The organism is Bradyrhizobium ottawaense, assembly GCF_002278135.3.
Classification (GTDB): domain Bacteria; phylum Pseudomonadota; class Alphaproteobacteria; order Rhizobiales; family Xanthobacteraceae; genus Bradyrhizobium; species Bradyrhizobium ottawaense.
Genome location: NZ_CP029425.2, coordinates 3,563,627 through 3,584,120 on the forward strand (window position 1 = coordinate 3,563,627; position 20,494 = coordinate 3,584,120).

A 20,494-nucleotide genomic window follows, 5' to 3' on the forward strand; every position below is an offset into this window, starting at 1 on the left:
TTCGCTATTCGCTATTCGCCACCCCACTGAAGAGAGACCACGGCAATGAACGGCCAAAACATTCGTATCCGTCTCAAGGCGTTCGACCATCGTATCCTCGATACGTCGACCCGCGAGATCGTGAACACGGCGAAGCGCACCGGCGCGCAGGTCCGCGGACCCATTCCGCTGCCCACCCGCATCGAGAAGTTCACCGTCAACCGTTCGCCCCACGTCGACAAGAAGAGCCGCGAGCAGTTCGAGATGCGCACTCACAAGCGCTTGCTCGATATCGTCGATCCGACCCCGCAGACCGTCGATGCTTTGATGAAGCTCGACCTGGCCGCCGGTGTCGACGTCGAGATCAAGCTCTAAGATTTTTGGATCCCGTTCGCGCAAGCGGACAGAAAGAACAGGAAGCAAGCCGATGCGCTCCGGAGTGATCGCACAAAAGGTCGGGATGACGCGGGTCTTTACTGAGGCCGGCGAACATATCCCCGTGACCGTGCTGAAGCTCGGCAATTGCCAGGTCGTGGGCCACCGTACCGAAGAGAAGAACGGTTACGTCGCGCTCCAGCTTGGTTCTGGCAGCCGCAAGACCGTTTACATGCCCAAGGCGGAGCGCGGCCAGTTCGCGGTCGCCAAAGTCGAGCCGAAGCGGCAGGTCGAGGAATTCCGCGTCACCGCGGATGCCATGATCCCGGTCGGCGCCGAGATCCTGGCCGACCACTTCGTCGTCGGCCAGTTCGTCGACGTCACCGGCACCTCGGTCGGTAAGGGCTTCGCCGGCGGCATGAAGCGCTGGAACTTCGGCGGTCTGCGGGCCACCCACGGCGTCTCGGTCTCGCACCGCTCGATCGGTTCGACCGGTGGCCGTCAGGACCCCGGCAAGACCTGGAAGAACAAGAAGATGCCCGGCCACATGGGTGTCGACCGCATCACCACGCTCAACCTTCGCGTCGTTCAGCTCGATGTCGAGCGCGGCCTGATCCTCGTCGAAGGCGCCGTTCCCGGCTCCAAGGGCGGCTGGATCCGCGTGCGCGACGCCGTCAAGAAGCCGCTGCCGAAGGAAGCTCCGAAGCCCGGCAAGTTCAAGGTTGCCGGTGGCGAAGCCGAGGCTGCGGCCCAGCAGGAGGGTGCGTGAGATGGAATTGAAGGTCACCACCCTCGAAGGTAAGGAAGCCGGCTCGGTCCAGCTGTCCGACACCATTTTCGGCCTCGAGCCGCGCCAGGACATCATTGCGCGTTGCGTGCAGTGGCAGCTCAACAAGCGTCAGGCCGGCACGCACAAGGCCAAGGGCCGCGCCGAGATCTGGCGCACCGGCAAGAAGATGTACAAGCAGAAGGGCACCGGCGGTGCTCGTCACGGCTCGGCCCGCGTGCCGCAGTTCCGCGGCGGCGGCCGTGCCTTCGGTCCGGTGGTGCGTTCGCACGCCACCGACCTGCCGAAGAAGGTCCGCGCGCTGGCGCTGAAGCATGCGCTCTCGGCCAAGGCCAAGGACGGCGATCTCGTCGTGATCGAGAAGGCCGCGCTGGAAGCCGCCAAGACCAAGGCGCTGCTCGGTCACTTCTCGGGTCTGGGTCTGACCAACGCGCTGATCATCGACGGCGCCGAGCTCAACAACGGCTTCGCCGCTGCGGCCCGCAACATCCCGAACATGGACGTGCTGCCGATCCAGGGCATCAACGTCTACGACATCCTGCGCCGTCAGAAGCTCGTTCTGACCAAGGCCGCCATCGATGCGCTGGAGGCGCGCTTCAAATGACGAAGAACATCGAGGCTCGCCACTACGACGTGATCCTGTCGCCGGTCGTGACCGAAAAGGCCACGATCGCCTCGGAGCACAACAAGGTGCTATTCAAGGTGGCCGCCAAGGCGACCAAGCCGCAGATCAAGGAAGCGATCGAGAAGCTGTTCGACGTCAAGGTCAAGAGCGTCAACACGCTGGTCCGCAAGGGCAAGACCAAGATCTTCCGCGGCAATCTCGGCTCGCAGTCGAACACCAAGCGCGCGATCGTGACCCTCGAAGAGGGCCACCGGATCGACGTCACCACCGGTCTGTAAGGTCGTACGACGATGGCACTGAAGACATTCAATCCTACGACGCCGGGTCAGCGCCAGCTGGTCATGGTCGATCGTTCGGCCCTCTACAAGGGCAAGCCGGTCAAGGCGCTCACCGAGGGCAAGCACTCCTCGGGCGGCCGCAACAACACCGGTCGCATCACCGTGCGCTTCCGTGGCGGTGGCCACAAGAAGACGCTGCGCACCGTGGATTTCAAGCGCGAGAAGATCGACGTCCCCGCGACCGTCGAGCGTCTCGAGTATGATCCGAACCGCACCGGCTTCATCGCGCTGATCAAGTATCAGGACGGCGAGCAGGCCTACATCCTGGCGCCGCAGCGCCTGGCCGTGGGTGACACCATCATCGCCGGCAACTACGTCGACGTGAAGCCGGGCAACGTCATGCCGCTCGGCAACATGCCGGTCGGCACGATCATCCACAACATCGAGGTCAAGATCGGGAAGGGTGGCCAGCTCGCCCGTTCCGCGGGCACCTATGCCCAGCTCGTCGGCCGCGACCAGGACTACGTGATCATCCGCCTGAACTCGGGCGAGCAGCGCCTGGTGCACGGCCGTTGCCGCGGCACGATCGGCGCGGTGTCGAACCCGGATCACATGAACACCTCGATCGGCAAGGCCGGCCGCAACCGTTGGCTGGGCCGCAAGCCGCATAACCGCGGTGTTTCGATGAACCCGATCGACCATCCGCACGGCGGTGGTGAAGGTCGTACCTCGGGCGGCCGCCACCCGGTCACCCCGTGGGGCAAGCCGACCAAGGGCAAGAAGACCCGCACCAACAAGTCGACCAACAAATTCATTCTCCTAAGCCGCCACAAGCGGAAGAAGTAAGGAACGCCGGACATGGTTCGTTCAGTCTGGAAAGGCCCGTTCGTCGAGGGTTCTCTGCTCAAGAAGGCAGATGCCGCCCGCGCGTCCGGCCGTCACGACGTCATCAAGATCTGGAGCCGTCGCTCGACGATCCTGCCGCAGTTCGTCGGCCTGACCTTCGGCGTCTACAACGGTCAGAAGCACGTGCCGGTGGCCGTCAACGAGGAAATGGTTGGTCACAAGTTCGGCGAGTTCTCGCCGACCCGGACCTTCCATGGCCACTCCGGCGACAAGAAAGCCAAGAAGGCTTGAGGATTAAACGATGAGCAAACCTAAGCGCGAACGGAGCCTCGCCGAGAACGAGGCCAAGGCGGTCGCCCGGATGCTGCGGGTGAGCCCGCAGAAGCTCAACCTGGTCGCCCAGCTCATTCGCGGCCGGAAGGCAGCTGCTGCGCTCGCCGATCTGCAGTTTTCGCGCAAGCGGATCGCGGTCGACGTGAAGAAGTGCCTGGAATCGGCTATCGCCAATGCCGAGAACAACCACGATCTCGACGTCGACGATCTCGTCGTGGCTCAGGCCTTCGTCGGCAACGGCCTCGTGATGAAGCGCTTCGCCGCTCGCGGCCGTGGCCGTTCGGGCCGTGTCTACAAACCATTTTCGCAGCTGACGATCATCGTTCGTCAGGTCGAAGCCGAAGCAGCCGCTTAAGGGCGCAGGAGAACACGATGGGTCAAAAGATCAATCCGATCGGTCTGCGTCTCGGCATCAACCGCACCTGGGATTCCCGCTGGTTCGCCGGCAAGCAGGAATACGGCAAGCTGCTGCACGAGGACGTCAAGATCCGTGAGATCCTGCACAAGGAGCTCAAGCAGGCGGCCGTCGCCCGCATCGTGATCGAGCGTCCGCACAAGAAGTGCCGCGTCACCATCCACTCGGCTCGTCCGGGCGTGGTGATCGGCAAGAAGGGCGCCGACATCGACAAGCTGCGCAAGAAAGTCGCGGACATCACCTCGTCCGACGTCGTCATCAACATCGTCGAGATCCGCAAGCCGGAGCTCGATGCGACGCTGGTGGCCGAGTCGATCGCGCAGCAGCTCGAGCGCCGCGTGGCGTTCCGCCGTGCCATGAAGCGCGCGGTTCAGTCGGCGATGCGTCTCGGCGCGGAAGGCATCCGCATCAACTGCTCGGGACGTCTGGGCGGTGCGGAAATCGCGCGCATGGAGTGGTACCGCGAAGGTCGCGTGCCGTTGCACACGCTGCGCGCCGACATCGACTACGGCGTTGCGACCGCGTTCACGACCTTCGGCACCTGCGGCGTCAAGGTCTGGATCTTCAAGGGCGAGATCCTCGAGCACGATCCGATGGCCCAGGACAAGAGAATGGCCGAAGGCGAGACGGGTGGCAGTGGTGATCGTGGTGGCCGTCAGCGCCGCGATACGGCTGCAGCCTAAAGCCGCACAGGAATTTGAGGGCTTAAAGCCATGATGCAACCTAAGAAAACGAAGTTCCGGAAGGCGCATAAGGGCCGCATCCACGGCGTTGCGTCTTCGGGCGCGACGTTGGCGTTCGGCCAGTTCGGCCTGAAGGCGACCGAGCCTGAGCGCGTCACCGCGCGCCAGATCGAAGCCGCTCGCCGCGCGCTGACCCGCCACATGAAGCGCGCCGGCCGCGTCTGGATCCGCGTGTTCCCCGACGTTCCGGTGTCGAAGAAGCCGGCCGAAGTCCGCATGGGCTCCGGCAAGGGTTCGCCGGAATTGTGGGTCGCCCGCGTCAAGCCGGGCCGGGTGCTGTTCGAGATCGACGGCGTCAACACCCAGACGGCGCGTGAGGCGCTGACCCTGGCGGCCGCCAAGCTGCCGATCAAGACGCGCTTCGTCGAGCGCATTGCGGAGTAATGGCCATGGCCCAGATGAAGATCGAAGACATCCGCGCGATGAGCCCCGACCAGCAGGACGACGCCGTCCTGAACCTGAAGAAGGAGCGCTTCAACCTGCGCTTCCAGCGCGCCACCGGGCAGCTCGAGAACACCTCGCGCCTGCGCGAGGCCCGCCGTGACATCGCCCGGATCAAGACCGTCGCCGCGCAGACGCGCGCGAAGAAGAAGTAAGAGGCTTACGAAGATGCCGAAACGTACTTTGCAGGGCGTGGTCGTCAGCGACAAGCAAGCCAAGACCATCGTGGTGCGCGTCGATCGCCGCTTCACGCACCCGATCTACAAGAAGACGATCCGCCGTTCGAAGAACTACCACGCGCACGACGAGAGCAACGAGTTCAAGCCGGGCGACATGGTGTGGATCGAGGAATCGAAGCCGATTTCGAAGTTGAAGCGCTGGGTCGTGATCCGGGGCGAGCACAAGAAAAGCGCCTGATCTGTTGGCTTTAGCCGACTGACTTCAGGGAAATGTTGAGCGCCGGCTGGGCTGGCGCAAAGAGAAGAGGACGAGGTGCATCAATGATTCAGATGCAGACCAACCTCGACGTGGCCGACAATTCTGGCGCACGCCGTGTCATGTGTATCAAGGTGCTCGGGGGCTCCAAGCGCCGCTACGCCACGATCGGCGACATCATCGTCGTTTCGATCAAGGAAGCAATTCCGCGTGGCAAGGTGAAGAAGGGCGACGTGATGAAGGCCGTCGTGGTGCGCGTCCGCAAGGACATCCGCCGCGCCGACGGTTCGGTCATCCGCTTCGACCGCAACGCCGCCGTTCTGATCAACAACCAGTCCGAGCCGGTCGGCACCCGTATCTTCGGGCCCGTGCCGCGCGAGCTGCGCGCGAAGAACCACATGAAGATCATCTCGCTCGCGCCGGAGGTGCTGTGATGGCTGCCAAGATCCGCAAGGGCGACAAGGTCGTCGTGCTGACCGGCCGCGACAAGGGCCGCACCGGCGAAGTGTTCGAAGTGCGTCCCGACGCCGGCACGGCGCTCGTGCGCGGCATCAACATGGTCAAGCGTCATCAGAAGCAGACGCAGGCCCAGGAGGGCGGCATCATCTCGAAGGAGTCGCCGATCCAACTGTCCAACATCGCGTATGTCGGCAAGGACGGAAAGCCGACCCGCGTCGGATTCAAGATTCTGGCGGACGGCAAGAAGGTCCGCATCGCCAAGAGCTCGGGAGCTGAGATCGATGGCTGAGGCCGCTTACACGCCGCGCCTGCGCGCGGAATACGATGCGAAGATCCGCACGGCCATGACCGAGAAGTTCGGTTATGAGAACGTCATGCAGGTTCCGCGTCTGGACAAGGTCGTGCTGAACATGGGCGTTGGCGATTCCGTCAACGATCGCAAGAAGGCCGAGACCGCCGCTGCCGAGCTGACCCAGATCGCCGGCCAGAAGGCGATCGTGACCTATTCGCGTATCGCGATCGCGACCTTCAAGCTGCGTGAGAACCAGCCGATCGGCTGCAAGGTCACGCTGCGCAAGGCCCACATGTACGAGTTCATCGATCGCCTGGTGACGGTCGCGCTGCCGCGCGTCCGCGACTTCCGCGGCCTGAACCCGAAGAGCTTCGACGGCCGCGGCAACTACTCGCTCGGCATCAAGGAGCACATCATTTTCCCCGAGATCGACTTCGACAAGGTCACGGAAGCCCGCGGCATGGACATCACCGTCTGCACCACGGCCAAGACCGACGAAGAGGCGAGGGCCTTGTTGACCGCTTTCAATTTCCCGTTCCGGCAGTGAGACGCTGACCTAAAGCCTCTCAAACGCGGATACCCAGGAGCCAAGCATGGCAAAGAAGAGTTCAGTCGAGAAGAACAACCGGCGCAAGCGGATGGTGAAGAACGCCGCCGCCAAGCGCGAGCGGTTGAAGGCGATCATCGCCGACAAGAAGCTGCCGATGGAGGAGCGTTTCGCTGCGACGTTGAAGCTGGCGGAAATGCCGCGCAACTCGTCGGCAACCCGCATCCGCCTGCGCTGCGAGCTGTCGGGCCGCCCGCGCTCGAACTACCGCAAGAACAAGCTGTCCCGTATCGCGCTGCGCGAACTTGGCTCCAAGGGCATGGTCCCGGGCCTCGTGAAGTCCAGCTGGTAAGGAGGGTCGTTTAGATGTCTACGCACGATCCAATCAGCGATCTGATCACCCGTATCCGCAACGCGCAGATGCGCTCCAAGACCAAGGTCTCCACGCCTGGCTCGAAGATGCGCGAGAACGTGCTCGAGGTCCTCAAGTCCGAGGGCTACATCCGCGGTTACGCCACGCTCGAGCACTCCTCGGGCCGCAGCGAGATCGAGATCGAGCTGAAGTATTTCGACGGCGAGCCCGTCATCCGCGAGATCGAACGTGTTTCCAAGCCCGGGCGTCGCGTCTACGCCTCGGTGAAGAACCTGCCGCGGGTCAACAACGGGCTCGGCATTTCGGTGTTGTCGACGCCGAAGGGGATCATGGCCGACCACAGCGCGCGCGACGCGAATGTGGGCGGTGAAGTCCTCTTCACGGTGTTCTGAGAAGGATTTTTGATCCATGTCACGTGTTGGCAAAAGGCCTGTGGCGGTTCCGTCGGGTGTGACCGCGACCGTCGATGGGCAGACCGTCAAGATGAAGGGGCCGAAGGGCCAGCTTCAGTTCGTCGTTCATGACGACGTCGAGGTGAAGCTCGAGAGCGGCCAGATCATGGTCAAGCCGCGGCTCGAGACCAATCGCGCCCGCGCGCTCTACGGTACCGCTCGCGCCCAGGTCGCGAATCTGGTCGAAGGCGTCACCAAGGGCTTCGAGAAGAAGCTCGAGATCACCGGCGTCGGTTACCGCGCCGCGATGCAGGGCAAGAACCTGCAGCTCGCGCTCGGCTACAGCCACGACGTGATCTACACGATCCCCGAGGGGATCACGATCACCGTGCCGAAGCCGACCGAGATCACGGTGACGGGCAGCGACATCCAGCGCGTCGGCCAGGTTGCGGCCGAGATCCGCGGTTATCGCCCGCCGGAGCCCTACAAGGGCAAGGGCGTGAAGTATGTTGGCGAATTCATCTTCCGCAAGGAAGGCAAGAAGAAGTAACGGAGCCGGTCATGTCCAAAGCCAAGGTTACCAATGCCCGGCGCAAGCGGAGTGTGCGGCTGAAGCTGCGCCGCTCCGGTGGTGGTCGTCCGCGTCTGTCGGTGTTCCGCTCGTCCAAGCACATCTACGCCCAGGTCATCGACGACCTGAAGGGCGAGACGCTGGCCTCTGCCTCTTCGCTCGAGAAGTCGATGCGCGACGGCGGCAAGACCGGCGCCGACATCGATGCGGCGAAGGCGGTCGGCAAGCTGCTGGCCGAGCGCGCCGCCGAGAAGGGCGTCAAGGAAGTCGTGTTCGATCGCGGCAGCTACCTCTACCACGGGCGCGTCAAGGCTCTTGCCGACGCAGCGCGTGAGAGCGGGCTGAGCTTCTAACAGAATTTGAGGATTGAGGCGCAAGCCTCTGAAGGATTGGAAAAATGGCAGAACGCGAACAACGTGGTGGACGCGATCAACGCGGCGGCGGCGGACGTGAACGCAGGGAGCGCGAGGAGCGCGACAGCGAGTTCGTCGACAAGCTCGTCCACATCAACCGCGTGGCCAAGGTCGTCAAGGGCGGCAAGCGCTTCGGTTTCGCAGCGCTGGTCGTGATCGGCGACCAGAAGGGCCGCGCCGGCTTCGGTCACGGCAAGGCACGCGAAGTGCCGGAGGCGATCCGCAAGGCCACCGAGTCCGCCAAGCGCAACCTGACCCGCGTCTCGCTGCGTGAGGGCCGCACGCTCCATCACGACATCGCCGGCCGTCATGGCGCGGGCCGTGTCTACCTGCGTGCAGCTCCCGCCGGTACCGGCATCATCGCCGGCGGCCCGATGCGCGCCGTGTTCGAGACGCTCGGCGTCCAGGACGTGGTCGCCAAGTCGATCGGCTCGTCGAACCCCTACAACATGGTTCGCGCGACCTTCGACGCGCTGAAGCATCAGGATTCGCCGCGTTCGGTCGCAGCCCGCCGCAACATCAAGGTATCCACTCTGCAGTCCCGCCGTATCGGTGGTGATGCCGAGGCGGCTGCCGACTAACGGAAGCTCTGGAGTAGACTCCCATGGCCAAGGCCAGCAAGACGATCAAGCTCGAGCAGACCGGCAGCGCGATCCGGCGCCATCACTCGCAGCGCTCGACGCTGATCGGGCTCAAGCTCAACAAGATCGGTCGCACCAGCGAACTGCAGGACACCCCGGCAGTCCGTGGCATGATCGAGAAGGTTCACCATCTCGTCCGCATCGTCGACGAGAAGTAAATAAGGAGAAGGGCGATGAAGCTCAGCGATATCGCCGACAACGCCGGCTCGCGCAAGAAGCGCATGCGCGTCGGCCGTGGCATCGGTTCGGGCAAGGGCAAGCAGTCCGGCCGCGGCGGCAAGGGTCAGACCGCGCGTTCGGGCGTGCGCATCAAGGGTTTCGAAGGCGGCCAGATGCCGATGCATCGCCGTCTGCCCAAGCGCGGCTTCAACAACATCTTCCGTGTCGAGTTCGCCGAGATCAATCTCGACCGGCTCCAGGAAGCGGTCGATGCCAAGAAGATCGACGCCGGCAGCGTCGTGAACGTCGAGGCCCTGGTGAAGGGCGGCGTGCTGCGCCGGCCGAAGGGTGGTCTGCGGCTGCTCGGCCGCGGCGAGCTCAAGTCCAAGCTCAACATCGAAGTCCACGGCGCCACCAAGACCGCGATCGCCGCGGTCGAGAAGGCCGGCGGCTCGGTGAAGATCCTCGCCCCTGCCAAGGAAGAAGGCGAGGCGGCGTAACAACTGCGTCATTGGCCCGCGGCTCGCGGGCCTTTACGCGTGCGGGACGTGGACTTATCGAAGCCGAGCCCCAGATAATGTCCGGTGTCCGGTATAATGTAGCCCGGCCGCGGGCATGACGGCGCAATAGGCGGCGGGAGAAAGTCCAAGATGGCCTCTGCAGCGGAACAACTGGCAGCCAATCTCAATTTCGGTGCGTTTGCCAAGGCTGACGAACTGAAGAAGCGCATCTGGTTCACCCTGGGTGCGCTGCTCGTTTATCGGCTCGGGACCTACATCCCGCTCCCCGGCATCGATCCCAATATCTGGGAGCAGGTGTTCCGCTCCCAGGCGGGCGGCATCCTCGGCATGTTCAACATGTTCGCCGGCGGCGGCATCCACCGCATGGCGATCTTCGCCTTGAACATCATGCCGTATATCTCGGCCTCGATCATCATCCAGCTCCTCACCACCGTCTCGCCGCAACTCGAGGCGCTGAAGAAGGAAGGCGAGTCCGGCCGCAAGCTGCTGAACCAGTACACCCGCTATCTCACGGTGATCCTGGCCGCGTTCCAGTCCTACGGCATCGCGGTGGGCCTCGAGGGCGCCGGCAACGTCGTCAGCGACCCCGGCCTGTTCTTCCGCCTGTCCACCGCGATCACGCTGACCGGCGGCACCATGTTCCTGATGTGGCTGGGCGAGCAGATCACCTCGCGCGGCATCGGCAACGGCATCTCGCTGATCATTCTCGCCGGCATCGTCGCCGAGCTGCCCGCCGCGCTCGCCAACATGCTCGAGCTCGGCCGTCAGGGCGCGATGTCGACCGGCCTGATCCTGGTCGTCATCATCATGGCGGTCGCCGTGATCGCCTTCATCGTGTTCATGGAGCGCGCGCAGCGCCGCCTCCTGATCCAGTATCCGAAGCGCCAGGTCGGCAACAAGATGTTCGAGGGCCAGTCCTCGCATCTGCCGCTCAAGCTCAACACCTCCGGCGTGATCCCGCCGATCTTCGCGTCCTCGCTGCTGCTGCTGCCGACTACGGTTGCGAACTTCAACGCGGGCAGCGGGCCGGAATGGTTCCAGTGGATCACGACCCAGCTCGGCCATGGCCGTCCGCTGTTCCTGATCATGTATCTGGCGCTGATCGTGTTCTTCGCCTTCTTCTACACCGCGATCGTATTCAACCCGACCGAGACCGCGGACAATCTGAAGAAGCACGGCGGCTTCATTCCGGGCATCCGTCCCGGCGAGCGTACCGCGGAATATATCGACTACGTGCTGTCGCGCATCACCGTGCTCGGCGCGGTCTATCTGGCGATCGTCTGCTTGATCCCGGAGATCCTGATCTCCTACGCGTCGGTGCCGTTCTACTTCGGCGGCACCTCGCTGCTGATCGTGGTCAGCGTCACCATGGACACGGTGGCACAGGTGCAGGGTTATCTGCTGGCGCATCAGTACGAAGGCCTGATCCGCAAGTCGAAGCTGCGCGGCCGCCGTAGATGAGAAGGGAGCTCGCGCGCCGGATCGCTTTCACGATTGGCGCGCTGCTCCTCTTCAGGCTCGGCACCCAGGTTCCGTTCGTCGGGATGGGGGCGCCGGGCCCGTCGTTCTCAGGCGAACATGTGGTTCGCTTTTCGATCTTCGCGCTCGGTATCCTTCCCTATCTGACGGCCGCGATCGTCGTCCGGCTTGTTTCGCTGGTATCGCGGCGCTTGAGCTCGCTCGAGAGATCGGGCGAGCGCGGCCGGCGCAGGATCTCCGGCTACACGCTGATCGTGACTCTGGTCTTCACCACCTTCCAGGCCTACGGCTACGCCTCGACCATCCGGACAATTCCGGCGCTGGTCCCCGATCCCGACGAATGGCCCGTGCTCGCGGCCACGGCCTCGATCGTGGGTGGCGTGTTCGTCCTGGTCTGGCTCAGCGAACAGATCACCCGCCACGGCATCGGCAATGGCCTGGCGCTGCTGCTCAGCGTCAATATTCTCGTTCATGTCCCGGTCGACATCGCCGGCATCGCACGCCTTCTGCAGGACGGCCAGGTATCCGGCATTGTCGTGCTGGTCCACGCGCTCGTCTGGATCGGGGTCGTCGCCCTGATCGTCTTCGTCGAAGGTGCGCGACGCAATGTCGGCGTCGAGTTCGCCGAGCGCAGACTCGGAGATCGCCTGCTGCCCGCGCGAGCAGCGATTCTCCCGATCAAGATCAACAGTGCAGGTTTTCTGGTGCCGGCCACGGTGGCGCCCTGGATCCTGTTTCTGCCGGTGGCCGGTTTGGCCTACGTCTTTGGTGCCGATACGCCGTGGGTCGCCGCCGCCTACCGGCACCTTGGTTTTGGCATGCTGGCCCATCTGGTGCTTGGATCGGTTGCGATCTTTGTGCTGGCCTTCATCTACACGGCCTACGTCGTCGATCCCGAGCACGCGGCCAAATCCCTGGCCGCGCGCGACGGCACGATTCCCGGTGTCGCGCCGGGCGAGGCGACCGCCGACTATCTCGACCGCGTCGTGTCATTGACGACAGTCGTCGGAGCCGTCTACCTGACTGTGTTGCAGTTGATTCCGGAGGTCTTCGAGCTTTACGGGATCGGGCTGCCTTATAGTATGATGATCAATGGCGGTGGGGCGCTGGTTGTGGTTTGCACCGCTCTTGATATCAAAACACAGGTGCGCGACGTATCGCTCACCAATCCGGGGGGCGTACGCCGATGAGAATTATACTTCTGGGACCGCCGGGGTCGGGCAAGGGGACCCAGGCGCAGTTGCTGGTGCAACGCTATGGCATCGTCCAGCTCTCGACCGGCGAGATGCTGCGTGCTGCGGTTGCGGCCGGTACGCCGGTCGGGCTGAAGGCCAAGGAGATCATGGCCAGCGGTGGTCTCGTACCCGACGAGGTCGTGGTCGGAATCATCTCCGATCGGATCGACCAGCCGGACGCCAAGAACGGTTTCATCCTCGACGGTTTCCCGCGCACCGTGCCGCAGGCCGAGGCGCTGGACGAACTGCTCAAGCACAAGCACCTCAAGCTCGACGCCGTGATCGAGCTCCGCGTCAACGAGAGCGCGCTGCTGAACCGTGTCGAGACCCGCGTTGCCCAGATGCGTGAGCGCGGGGAGGAGGTCCGACTCGACGACACGCCGGAGGTCCTGACCAAGCGCTTAGCCAGCTACCGCAACCAGACGGAACCGCTGATTCACTACTATTCCGAGCGGCGCAAGCTCTCGACCATCGACGGTATGATGGCCATCGACGAGGTCACCCGCGCCATTCATCGCCAGCTCCTGGCGTTAGGGGCAGTCGAGCCCAAGACCCACGCCAAAAGCGCAGCCAAGGCGGGCCCGGCCAAGAAGGCCAAGGCCAGCAAGAAGGCGAGCAAGAAAGCCAGGAAAACAGCCAAACAGCCCTCCAAAACGACCAAAAAACCCGCCAAATCGGCCAAAAAGGCCGCCAAGACGGCGGTGAGGGGCCCCAAGAAGACGGCCAAGAAAGCCGGCAAGAAAGCGGCGAAAAAGGCAGCCCAAAAGACCGCCAAGAAGGCTGTCAAAAAGGGTGCCAAAAAGGCCGCAAAAAAGGTCACGAAAAAGCGAGCTAAGCGCTAGCAGCGGTTGACGAAAGCCCCTGGAATCCCCTAATAAGCCCCGCATCCAAGTCGGATAGTTTCAAACGATGCCGGGCCCCAGGAAGACCAGGGGTGGGCGTCGTGTTCGCGTTTGTGAACACCTGCCCGAGAAACCAAGCACTTAAAGACCGGTTCCTGACGAGGGATCGGCAACAGGAGAGAAGGCCGTGGCCCGTATTGCCGGCGTGAACATCCCGACCAACAAGCGCGTGCTGATCGCGCTCCAGTATATCCATGGCATCGGTCAGAAGATCGCCGGTGAGATCCTGGAGAAGGTGAAGATCCCCGTGGATCGTCGCGTCAATCAGCTGAGCGACGCCGAAGTGCTCCAGATCCGCGAAGTGATCGACCGCGACTATCTCGTCGAGGGCGACCTGCGTCGTGAGGTCGGCATCAACATCAAGCGTCTGATGGACCTCGGCTGCTATCGCGGCCTGCGTCATCGTCGCGGCCTGCCGGTACGCGGCCAGCGCACCCACACCAATGCGCGCACGCGCAAGGGTCCGGCCAAGGCCATCGCCGGCAAGAAGAAGTAAGTTTTCGAATCCAATCGCGGCGTGTGGCGAACAGGGATGACCCGTTCGCCACGCGCCTTTCGTTCCACAGGTGTAGCCGCTGGCATTACGGCGGCGTTTGAGATCTTCAGGAAAGGTACTCTATGGGCAAGGAAGCCACCCGCGTTCGTCGTCGTGAGCGCAAGAACATCGCCTCCGGCGTCGCGCACGTGAACTCGTCGTTCAACAACACGACCATCACCATCACCGACGCGCAGGGCAACACGATTGCCTGGTCTTCCGCCGGCACGATGGGCTTCAAGGGCTCGCGCAAGTCGACCCCGTACGCCGCGCAGGTTGCCGCCGAGGACGTGTCCAAGAAGGCGCAGGAGCACGGCATGCGCACGCTGGAAGTCGAAGTCGCAGGTCCCGGTTCGGGCCGCGAGTCGGCGCTCCGCGCGCTTCAGGCCGCGGGCTTCACCGTCACCTCGATCCGTGACGTGACCACGATCCCGCACAACGGTTGCCGTCCCCGCAAGCGTCGGCGCGTTTGATTTCGAGTTGCGGGCGCATTGGCGCCCGCAATGACTTTTCTAAGAAGCCGCGGGAATGATCCGCGGCCTTTCTCCAACGCCAGTATTTGAGCTTTCAAATTGACTGGCCTGTATGGGTGAAACAGTGACGATCCAGAAAAATTGGCAAGAACTGATTCGACCGAACAAGCTCCAGGTCACGTCCGGCAGCGATTCGAACCGTTTCGCGACCATCGTCGCCGAGCCGCTCGAGCGCGGCTTCGGCCAGACGCTCGGCAACGCGCTGCGCCGCATCCTGCTCTCCTCGCTCCAGGGCGCGGCAGTGCAGTCGGTGCACATCGACGGCGTGCTGCACGAGTTCTCCTCGATCGCTGGCGTTCGTGAGGACGTCACCGACATCGTGCTCAACATCAAGGACATCTCGATCAAGATGCAGGGCGAAGGCCCCAAGCGCATGGTCGTGAAGAAGCAGGGCCCGGGCGTCGTCACCGCCGGCGACATCCAGACCGTCGGCGACGTCGTGGTGCTGAACCCCGATCTGCAGATCTGCACCCTCGACGAGGGCGCGGAGATCCGCATGGAGTTCACGGTCGCCACCGGCAAGGGCTACGTGCCCGCCGAGCGCAACCGCCCCGAGGACGCGCCGATCGGCCTGATCCCTGTCGACAGCCTGTACTCGCCGGTCCGCAAGGTCTCCTACAAGGTCGAGAACACCCGCGAGGGCCAGATCCTCGACTACGACAAGCTGACCATGACGATCGAGACCAACGGCGCGATCTCGCCGGATGACTCCGTGGCTTACGCCGCGCGCATCCTGCAGGATCAGCTCAACGTGTTCGTCAACTTCGAAGAGCCGCGCAAGGAAGTTGCCCAGGAGATCATCCCGGACCTCGCCTTCAACCCGGCCTTCCTCAAGAAGGTGGACGAGCTCGAGCTGTCGGTGCGTTCGGCCAACTGCTTGAAGAACGACAACATCGTCTACATCGGCGACCTCGTGCAGAAGAGCGAGGCGGAAATGCTCCGCACTCCGAACTTCGGCCGCAAGTCGCTGAACGAGATCAAGGAAGTGCTGGCCCAGATGGGTCTGCATCTCGGCATGGAAGTGCCGGGCTGGCCGCCGGAGAACATCGACGAGCTCGCCAAGCGCTTCGAGGATCACTACTGATCCGAGCTACGACAGGCTAAAGCGCGAGTTCATCGCGCTTTAGCGGGCGAACGCAGGCAGCCCACCTGAGCAACATGTCCGACGAACCGTCGCGGCAGTTTTTACGTAAGGAATAGTCACATGCGTCACGGCAAGGTTCATCGGAAGCTCAATCGCACTGCCGAGCATCGCCGCGCGATGTTCGCCAATATGTGCGCCGCGCTGATCAAGCACGAGCAGATCGTCACCACGCTGCCGAAGGCGAAGGAATTGCGTCCGATCGTCGAGAAGCTCGTCACCCTCGGCAAGAAGGGTGGGCTGGCCATGCGCCGCCAGGCCATCTCCGAGATGCGCGACAAGGACCAGGTCAAGAAGCTGTTCGACGTGCTGGCGCCTCGCTACAAGGACCGTCAGGGCGGCTACACCCGCATCATCAAGGCCGGCTTCCGCTACGGCGACAATGCCGCGATGGCCGTGATAGAGTTCGTCGATCGCGACGTCGATGCCAAGGGCCAGGATTCCGGTCCGGTGCAGGAGAAGGAAGCCGAGGCGGCGTAAGCCGATCGGCATTGAATTCGAGAGCGGCGCCTTCGGGCGCCGCTTTTTTTTGGCCGGCGCCGTACCTTATCGGTGCTTGCGGTATCGTCCCGGCTTTCGCCGTGACGACGAGTCCATGCCTTCCTCACGCCTGAGTGAGCGCCAATTGCGGTCTCATGTCGAGCGCCCGATATCTCCACCGACATTGATGGAGATGAGACATGAACATCGACCTTTCCGGAAAGACCGCCCTCGTAACCGGCTCGACGGCCGGCATCGGCCACGCCATCGCCAAAGGCCTCGCGGCCTCCGGCGCGAGTGTCGTGATCAACGGGCGCGGCCAGGACAAGGTCGATGCCGCCGTGCGCAAGCTGGAAGGGACGGGCGCGAAGGTGCGCGGTATCGCTGCCGACGTCTCGACCGCGGCGGGCTGCAAGGCGCTCGTTGCGGCGCTGCCAGAGGTCGACATCCTCATCAACAACGCCGGCATCTTCGAGCCCAAGGATTTCTTCGAGATTCCGGACGAGGACTGGAGCCGCTTCTTCGAAGTCAACGTCATGAGCGGCGTGCGGCTGTCGCGCGCTTATCTGAAGGGCATGCTCAAGCGCAACTGGGGCCGCATCGTCTTCATCTCATCGGAGTCCGGGCTCAACATTCCCGTCGAGATGATCCACTACGGCATGAGCAAGACGGCCCAGCTCTCGGTCGCGCGCGGTCTTGCGCAGCTTACCCGCGGCACCGGCGTCACCGTCAATTCCGTGCTGCCGGGCCCGACCATGTCGGAGGGCGTCGAGACTTTTGTGAAAGATCTCGCGAAGCAGAACGGTCAGTCCGTGGACGAGGCCGCCGCCAATTTCGTCAAGCAGCATCGCCCGAGCTCGCTGTTGCAACGCTTCGCCAGTGTCGACGAGATCGCCAACATGGTGGTCTATGTTGCGTCGAAGCAAGCGTCCGCGACCAACGGTGCGGCGCTGCGGGCCGAGGGCGGCATCGTCAATACCATCGCCTAGGTGAGGCGGTAGGGTGGGTTAGCCGAGCAGATGCGCGAAGCGCATCTGCTCGGCGTAACCCACCACTGGTACTATCCGCGGACGCAGAAGAGGTGGGTTACGCTGCGCTAACCCACCCTACGAGGCCTTCGCCTACCACCCCTCCAGCACGATCTTGCCGCGCGACTTGCCGCTCTCGAGCAGCGCATGCGCGCGCTTGAGGTTGGCAGCGTTGATCGTGCCGAAAGTCTGGTCGAGCGTGGTACGCAGCACGCCCTTGTCGATGAGGTCGGCGACGTCGTTCAGCAGATGATGCTGCGCGATCATGTCTGATGTCTGGAACGAGGAGCGCGTGAACATCGATTCCCAGTGCACCGAGATCGCCTTGCCCTTGAACGTGCCCATGGTGAATTCCGGGGGATCGTCGATCAGGCCGAACCGGCCCTGCGGCGCCATGAACTCGGCGATCGCCTTGTAGTGCTGATCGGTGAAGGTGAGGCTCGCCACCAGCGCGACCGGCGGCAGCTTGAGCTTCTCGATCTGCTCCTTCATCGGTTTTCCGTGGTCGATCACCGCATGCGCGCCGAGATCGAGGCACCATTTCTGCGAGTCCGGCCGCGTCGCGGTCGCAACCACCGTCAATCCGGTGAGGCGGCGGGCGAGCTGGATCAGTATCGAGCCGACGCCGCCGGCGCCGCCCGTGATCAATAGCGTACGCGGATCGACGCTCTTGCCGGGCACCGCGCCGAGCCGATCGAACAGCAATTCCCAGGCGGTGATGGAGGTGAGGGGAAGGGCAGCGGCTTGCGCGAACGAGAGGCTCTTCGGCTTGTTGCCGACGATGCGCTCGTCGACCAGATGGAATTCGGAATTGGTCCCCTGGCGCAGGATCGAGCCTGCGTAGAACACCTCGTCGCCCGGCTTGAACAGCGTGACCTCGGGCCCGACGGCATCGACCACGCCGGCCGCGTCATAACCCAGGATCTTGGTCTCGCCCTCGGGCGGCGCTGCGCGCTTGCGCACCTTGTAATCGACCGGATTGGCCGAGATCGCCTTCACGGCGACGCGGATGTCGCGCCCTCCGGGCTCGGGCTTTGCGGTTTCGAAATCGATCAGCGCATCCTGATCCTCGATCGGAAGCGATTTCTTGTAGCCGACGGCTTTCATGGCTTGTCTCCATCAGATGCGCGCAGCTTGGCATGGGCGCGCCTGGCCTGCTAACTGTCCCGCTAGCTCCAATTTGGCAAGTACTGTAAATTCGGGGATATAGTCCCTGTTTGGATACTATTGGGAAAACACGCATGAAACGGCGCAATTTTGCCCGGCGCCCGGGCTGCTCGGTCGAAGCGACGCTGGATCTGATCGACGGCAAGTGGAAGGGCGTGATCCTCTACCATCTGCAGAGCGGCACCCAGCGCTTCGGCGAATTGCGCCGCCGGATGCCCGGCATCACCCAGCGCATGCTGACAAAGCAGCTGCGTGCGCTGGAGGAGGACAAGCTCGTCATCCGCAAGGTCTATGCCGAGGTGCCACCGCGCGTCGAATATTGCCTCTCCGACCTCGGCGAGAGCCTCAAGCCCGTGATCGATATCCTGAAGGCCTGGGGCGAGAGCCATCAGCAGCGCCTGTCCTGCGCGCCGGCGCCGGCCGTGGTGAAGAAGCCGAAGCGCGCGGCGTGAGTTTGTCCAAGGTGGCGCCGCACTCTCGGTGTCATCCCCGCGAACGCGGGGATCCATAACCCCAGGAAGAAGTTTCAGCACGAGCTGCCAACTCCGAGCCTTCGCCAAACTACTCCCTGTGGTTATGGGTCCCGGGTTCCCGCTGTCGCGCGCCCCGCGACGACGTCCATGGCCTCAGAACGCGAATTGCGTGCGCATCGCGACCGCGTCGAACTTCGAGCCGACGTCTGCGGTCGAGATCGGCGAGGCTTGCCTCGACACCGTGCCATGCAGATAGTCGAGCATGAAGCGGACGTTGCCGTTGACGTACCAGTTGAGCGCCAGCGTGTAGACGGTCTGCCGGCCGCCGGCGATGCCGGTCGCTGTGCCCAACTGATTGTTGAGGTCGACGGTCGAGAAGCGCCCCGCGATCTCCCACGCACCCCAGCCGCCGCCTTCGAGCGAGAACGGATGCGCCGGCTTGACGCCGCTATAGGCCGCGTTCGCCGCGTTGTAGCTGCGGCCTTCGCCCGTCAGCACGTAGCCGGCCTGCGCGTAGCCGCCCTGGAATTTCAGGCTGGATGCGCCGACCAGCGGCACGCCGGTGTTGGCGGTCCGGTCGACATTGTACCAGAAATATTCGCCCTGAACGATGAGCGGACCGTAGGTTGCGGCCGCTTCGACACTATAGACTTGCGCGCCCGAGACATTGGCGATCGCGCCGGTCGAGATCAGCGTGGTCGGGTCGAGACGCAATTCCGGACGATCGCTGAGCGTGACGGTTTGCGTGTTGGCGATGAGATTGCGCGGCGGCTGGATCAGCCATTGGGCGTCGGCACCGATATGCACCGAATAGTCCTTGCCGCTGATCGGGTTGCCGGCAATGCGCGCCACAGCGCCGTATTGCTCGCTCGTGCCTGCCGGCGCCGCGCTTGAAGCCGAGTGGATCGCGCCGGTCGACGGCCCCGTGACATAGCCGCCGATCCAGAGCTGGTCGTTGTACCAGCGCGTACCGGCCGCGGAGCGGAAGTCGCCGGCAGCGATATTGGTGGCGATGATGCCGGCCGAGGCGCGCTCCATGAACATGATGTCATTGGAGCTCGTGGCCTCATCGAGCGTGTAGGGCAGGTCCATGATGCCGGCTTCGATCGCCATCTTGCCGCCGAACGGCTTCAAGCCGGTGTAGCTGAGATAGGCATTTTCGACGCCGGAGACGCCGCCGCCCGGCAGTGATCCAGGAGCCGTGCCGCCAAAACCGTCGGACGAGCCGCCAAAATCGTAGACCAGCGCGAAGTTCCAGTCGTTGAAGAATTTGCCGGTGACGCCGATGCGCGCGCGGCGGACGTTCTGGCCGCTGTCGAGCTTCTGCGGCACGGTCGCCGCCGTGTTGGGACGATAGTCATAGCCGCCGACATCCCAGTGCAGGCGGCTGGTGATGGCGACGCAATTGGCCTGGTCCGCGGTGCAGATGGTCGGCCGGTTGTTCGGCATGGTCACGACCACGCCGGACGCAGGCGCCGGTCCCTTGACGGGGATCGCCGCGTTCGCGTTGGCCACCGCCGCCTTCGCCTCCGAGCGCGCTTCGGCTTTGGCCTCGGCCTTTGCTTCGGCTTTGGCTTTTGCCGTGGCCGCCGTGTTCGCGGCGGTCTGGCTCTGGAGCTTGTCGAGCTTCTGCTCCAGCATCTTCAACTGTTGTTTGAGCAGTGCGATCTCCTGCTCGCTGCTGCTTGCTGATTGGGCCTGGGCCTGCGAGGCCGCCAACGCGCCGGCGAGGCCGATCGCCGTGGCTGCAATCCTTGTCCTGCTCACGTCATGACTCCATCGTTTGACGAAAATTCTAAGCCGCCGGCGGAAGAGCCTAGGTATGATAGATGACTGCCCCGCGACGCTGCGCCCCGTTAAGCGGGTTCCTGCTGATGCAAATTCGCCGCAACCGAA

The 20,494-nt window shown here is 63.6% G+C and carries 32 protein-coding genes; 30 read left to right on the forward strand and 2 right to left on the reverse strand.

Annotation, left to right across the window (positions count from 1 at the left end; genetic code table 11):
- The first annotated feature begins 45 nt into the window (after window positions 1-45).
- The 29 genes from rpsJ (at window position 46) to CIT37_RS17010 (ending at window position 16,919) form a co-directional block, all read left to right on the forward strand.
- The gene (gene rpsJ, locus CIT37_RS16870) at window positions 46-354 is read left to right on the forward strand and encodes a 30S ribosomal protein S10 (protein WP_002712302.1); all 309 of its coding nucleotides are present in this window, start codon (window positions 46-48) and stop codon (window positions 352-354) included.
- A 52-nt stretch (window positions 355-406) separates the two neighbouring features.
- On the forward strand, window positions 407-1,123 hold the full coding sequence (gene rplC / locus CIT37_RS16875; protein ID WP_028141005.1) for a 50S ribosomal protein L3: 717 nt from the start codon (window positions 407-409) through the stop codon (window positions 1,121-1,123).
- A gap of 1 nt (window position 1,124) precedes the next feature.
- Window positions 1,125-1,745, forward strand: a complete 621-nt coding sequence (gene rplD / locus CIT37_RS16880) for a 50S ribosomal protein L4 (protein WP_020508797.1) — start codon at window positions 1,125-1,127, stop codon at window positions 1,743-1,745.
- Entirely contained in the window at window positions 1,742-2,044 is a 303-nt protein-coding gene (locus tag CIT37_RS16885) for a 50S ribosomal protein L23 (RefSeq protein ID WP_018322264.1), read from the forward strand. Before rplD ends, CIT37_RS16885 begins: the two co-directional genes overlap by 4 nt.
- Window positions 2,045-2,056: 12 nt before the next feature.
- Window positions 2,057-2,890, forward strand: coding sequence for a 50S ribosomal protein L2 (rplB, locus tag CIT37_RS16890; protein ID WP_018322265.1), 834 nt, complete (start codon window positions 2,057-2,059; stop codon window positions 2,888-2,890).
- 12 nt (window positions 2,891-2,902) lie between these two features.
- The gene (rpsS, locus tag CIT37_RS16895) at window positions 2,903-3,181 is read left to right on the forward strand and encodes a 30S ribosomal protein S19 (protein ID WP_008136357.1); all 279 of its coding nucleotides are present in this window, start codon (window positions 2,903-2,905) and stop codon (window positions 3,179-3,181) included.
- 10 nt (window positions 3,182-3,191) lie between these two features.
- Window positions 3,192-3,578, forward strand: coding sequence for a 50S ribosomal protein L22 (rplV, locus tag CIT37_RS16900; RefSeq protein ID WP_008136353.1), 387 nt, complete (start codon window positions 3,192-3,194; stop codon window positions 3,576-3,578).
- Window positions 3,579-3,595: 17 nt separating this feature from the next.
- On the forward strand, window positions 3,596-4,321 hold the full coding sequence (gene rpsC / locus CIT37_RS16905; RefSeq protein ID WP_014494500.1) for a 30S ribosomal protein S3: 726 nt from the start codon (window positions 3,596-3,598) through the stop codon (window positions 4,319-4,321).
- A gap of 30 nt (window positions 4,322-4,351) precedes the next feature.
- Entirely contained in the window at window positions 4,352-4,765 is a 414-nt protein-coding gene (gene rplP, locus CIT37_RS16910) for a 50S ribosomal protein L16 (RefSeq protein ID WP_008136349.1), read from the forward strand.
- 5 nt (window positions 4,766-4,770) lie between these two features.
- Window positions 4,771-4,977 carry a 50S ribosomal protein L29 gene (gene rpmC / locus CIT37_RS16915; RefSeq protein WP_026202715.1) on the forward strand — a complete coding sequence of 69 codons (207 nt, stop codon included), beginning with the start codon at window positions 4,771-4,773 and terminating at the stop codon, window positions 4,975-4,977.
- Between the two features lie 13 nt (window positions 4,978-4,990).
- On the forward strand, window positions 4,991-5,239 hold the full coding sequence (gene rpsQ, locus CIT37_RS16920) for a 30S ribosomal protein S17 (protein ID WP_007603028.1): 249 nt from the start codon (window positions 4,991-4,993) through the stop codon (window positions 5,237-5,239).
- A gap of 83 nt (window positions 5,240-5,322) precedes the next feature.
- Window positions 5,323-5,691 (forward strand): 50S ribosomal protein L14, encoded by a 369-nt coding sequence (gene rplN / locus CIT37_RS16925; RefSeq protein WP_007603030.1) that lies wholly within the window; start codon window positions 5,323-5,325, stop codon window positions 5,689-5,691.
- A complete protein-coding gene (rplX, locus tag CIT37_RS16930; protein ID WP_007603031.1) occupies window positions 5,691-6,005 on the forward strand; it encodes a 50S ribosomal protein L24 in 315 nt (104 codons plus the stop codon). The genes rplN and rplX overlap by 1 nt, the downstream gene beginning before the upstream one ends.
- Window positions 5,998-6,555 carry a 50S ribosomal protein L5 gene (gene rplE, locus CIT37_RS16935; protein ID WP_018322267.1) on the forward strand — a complete coding sequence of 186 codons (558 nt, stop codon included), beginning with the start codon at window positions 5,998-6,000 and terminating at the stop codon, window positions 6,553-6,555. Before rplX ends, rplE begins: the two co-directional genes overlap by 8 nt.
- 46 nt (window positions 6,556-6,601) lie before the next feature.
- Window positions 6,602-6,907, forward strand: a complete 306-nt coding sequence (gene rpsN / locus CIT37_RS16940) for a 30S ribosomal protein S14 (RefSeq protein WP_018322268.1) — start codon at window positions 6,602-6,604, stop codon at window positions 6,905-6,907.
- Between the two features lie 14 nt (window positions 6,908-6,921).
- Window positions 6,922-7,320 carry a 30S ribosomal protein S8 gene (rpsH, locus tag CIT37_RS16945; protein WP_018322269.1) on the forward strand — a complete coding sequence of 133 codons (399 nt, stop codon included), beginning with the start codon at window positions 6,922-6,924 and terminating at the stop codon, window positions 7,318-7,320.
- Window positions 7,321-7,336: 16 nt separating this feature from the next.
- Window positions 7,337-7,870: a 50S ribosomal protein L6 gene (gene rplF / locus CIT37_RS16950; protein WP_028141004.1), complete on the forward strand. Its 534-nt coding sequence runs from the start codon at window positions 7,337-7,339 to the stop codon at window positions 7,868-7,870.
- 11 nt (window positions 7,871-7,881) lie between these two features.
- Complete coding sequence (rplR, locus tag CIT37_RS16955) at window positions 7,882-8,244, forward strand: 50S ribosomal protein L18 (protein WP_007603036.1); 363 nt, start codon at window positions 7,882-7,884, stop codon at window positions 8,242-8,244.
- A 44-nt stretch (window positions 8,245-8,288) separates the two neighbouring features.
- Window positions 8,289-8,885: a 30S ribosomal protein S5 gene (gene rpsE / locus CIT37_RS16960; RefSeq protein WP_018322271.1), complete on the forward strand. Its 597-nt coding sequence runs from the start codon at window positions 8,289-8,291 to the stop codon at window positions 8,883-8,885.
- A 23-nt stretch (window positions 8,886-8,908) separates the two neighbouring features.
- Window positions 8,909-9,103: a 50S ribosomal protein L30 gene (rpmD, locus tag CIT37_RS16965; RefSeq protein ID WP_018322272.1), complete on the forward strand. Its 195-nt coding sequence runs from the start codon at window positions 8,909-8,911 to the stop codon at window positions 9,101-9,103.
- Between the two features lie 15 nt (window positions 9,104-9,118).
- Window positions 9,119-9,604: a 50S ribosomal protein L15 gene (gene rplO / locus CIT37_RS16970; RefSeq protein WP_028141003.1), complete on the forward strand. Its 486-nt coding sequence runs from the start codon at window positions 9,119-9,121 to the stop codon at window positions 9,602-9,604.
- A 150-nt stretch (window positions 9,605-9,754) separates the two neighbouring features.
- Window positions 9,755-11,086, forward strand: coding sequence for a preprotein translocase subunit SecY (secY, locus tag CIT37_RS16975; protein WP_028141002.1), 1,332 nt, complete (start codon window positions 9,755-9,757; stop codon window positions 11,084-11,086).
- Entirely contained in the window at window positions 11,083-12,294 is a 1,212-nt protein-coding gene (locus tag CIT37_RS16980) for a preprotein translocase subunit SecY (protein ID WP_095426226.1), read from the forward strand. Before secY ends, CIT37_RS16980 begins: the two co-directional genes overlap by 4 nt.
- Window positions 12,291-13,181: an adenylate kinase gene (locus CIT37_RS16985; protein WP_028141000.1), complete on the forward strand. Its 891-nt coding sequence runs from the start codon at window positions 12,291-12,293 to the stop codon at window positions 13,179-13,181. The genes CIT37_RS16980 and CIT37_RS16985 overlap by 4 nt, the downstream gene beginning before the upstream one ends.
- Before the next feature lie 187 nt (window positions 13,182-13,368).
- A complete protein-coding gene (gene rpsM, locus CIT37_RS16990) occupies window positions 13,369-13,737 on the forward strand; it encodes a 30S ribosomal protein S13 (protein WP_008549231.1) in 369 nt (122 codons plus the stop codon).
- A 122-nt stretch (window positions 13,738-13,859) separates the two neighbouring features.
- Complete coding sequence (gene rpsK / locus CIT37_RS16995; protein ID WP_007603045.1) at window positions 13,860-14,249, forward strand: 30S ribosomal protein S11; 390 nt, start codon at window positions 13,860-13,862, stop codon at window positions 14,247-14,249.
- Between the two features lie 112 nt (window positions 14,250-14,361).
- Entirely contained in the window at window positions 14,362-15,393 is a 1,032-nt protein-coding gene (locus tag CIT37_RS17000) for a DNA-directed RNA polymerase subunit alpha (protein ID WP_095426227.1), read from the forward strand.
- A 120-nt stretch (window positions 15,394-15,513) separates the two neighbouring features.
- Complete coding sequence (gene rplQ / locus CIT37_RS17005; protein ID WP_018322277.1) at window positions 15,514-15,930, forward strand: 50S ribosomal protein L17; 417 nt, start codon at window positions 15,514-15,516, stop codon at window positions 15,928-15,930.
- Between the two features lie 200 nt (window positions 15,931-16,130).
- Window positions 16,131-16,919, forward strand: coding sequence for an SDR family NAD(P)-dependent oxidoreductase (locus tag CIT37_RS17010; RefSeq protein ID WP_028140999.1), 789 nt, complete (start codon window positions 16,131-16,133; stop codon window positions 16,917-16,919).
- Window positions 16,920-17,051: 132 nt separating this feature from the next.
- Here CIT37_RS17010 and CIT37_RS17015 read toward each other — a convergent pair whose 3' ends face one another.
- Complete coding sequence (locus CIT37_RS17015) at window positions 17,052-18,065, reverse strand: zinc-binding alcohol dehydrogenase family protein (RefSeq protein ID WP_028140998.1); 1,014 nt, start codon at window positions 18,063-18,065, stop codon at window positions 17,052-17,054.
- A gap of 134 nt (window positions 18,066-18,199) precedes the next feature.
- On the opposite strand from CIT37_RS17015, the gene CIT37_RS17020 reads away from it, so the two are divergent.
- Window positions 18,200-18,577: a winged helix-turn-helix transcriptional regulator gene (locus CIT37_RS17020; RefSeq protein WP_028140997.1), complete on the forward strand. Its 378-nt coding sequence runs from the start codon at window positions 18,200-18,202 to the stop codon at window positions 18,575-18,577.
- A 174-nt stretch (window positions 18,578-18,751) separates the two neighbouring features.
- Here CIT37_RS17020 and CIT37_RS17025 read toward each other — a convergent pair whose 3' ends face one another.
- Window positions 18,752-20,365: an OprO/OprP family phosphate-selective porin gene (locus tag CIT37_RS17025; protein WP_095426228.1), complete on the reverse strand. Its 1,614-nt coding sequence runs from the start codon at window positions 20,363-20,365 to the stop codon at window positions 18,752-18,754.
- Window positions 20,366-20,494: the final 129 nt, after the last annotated feature.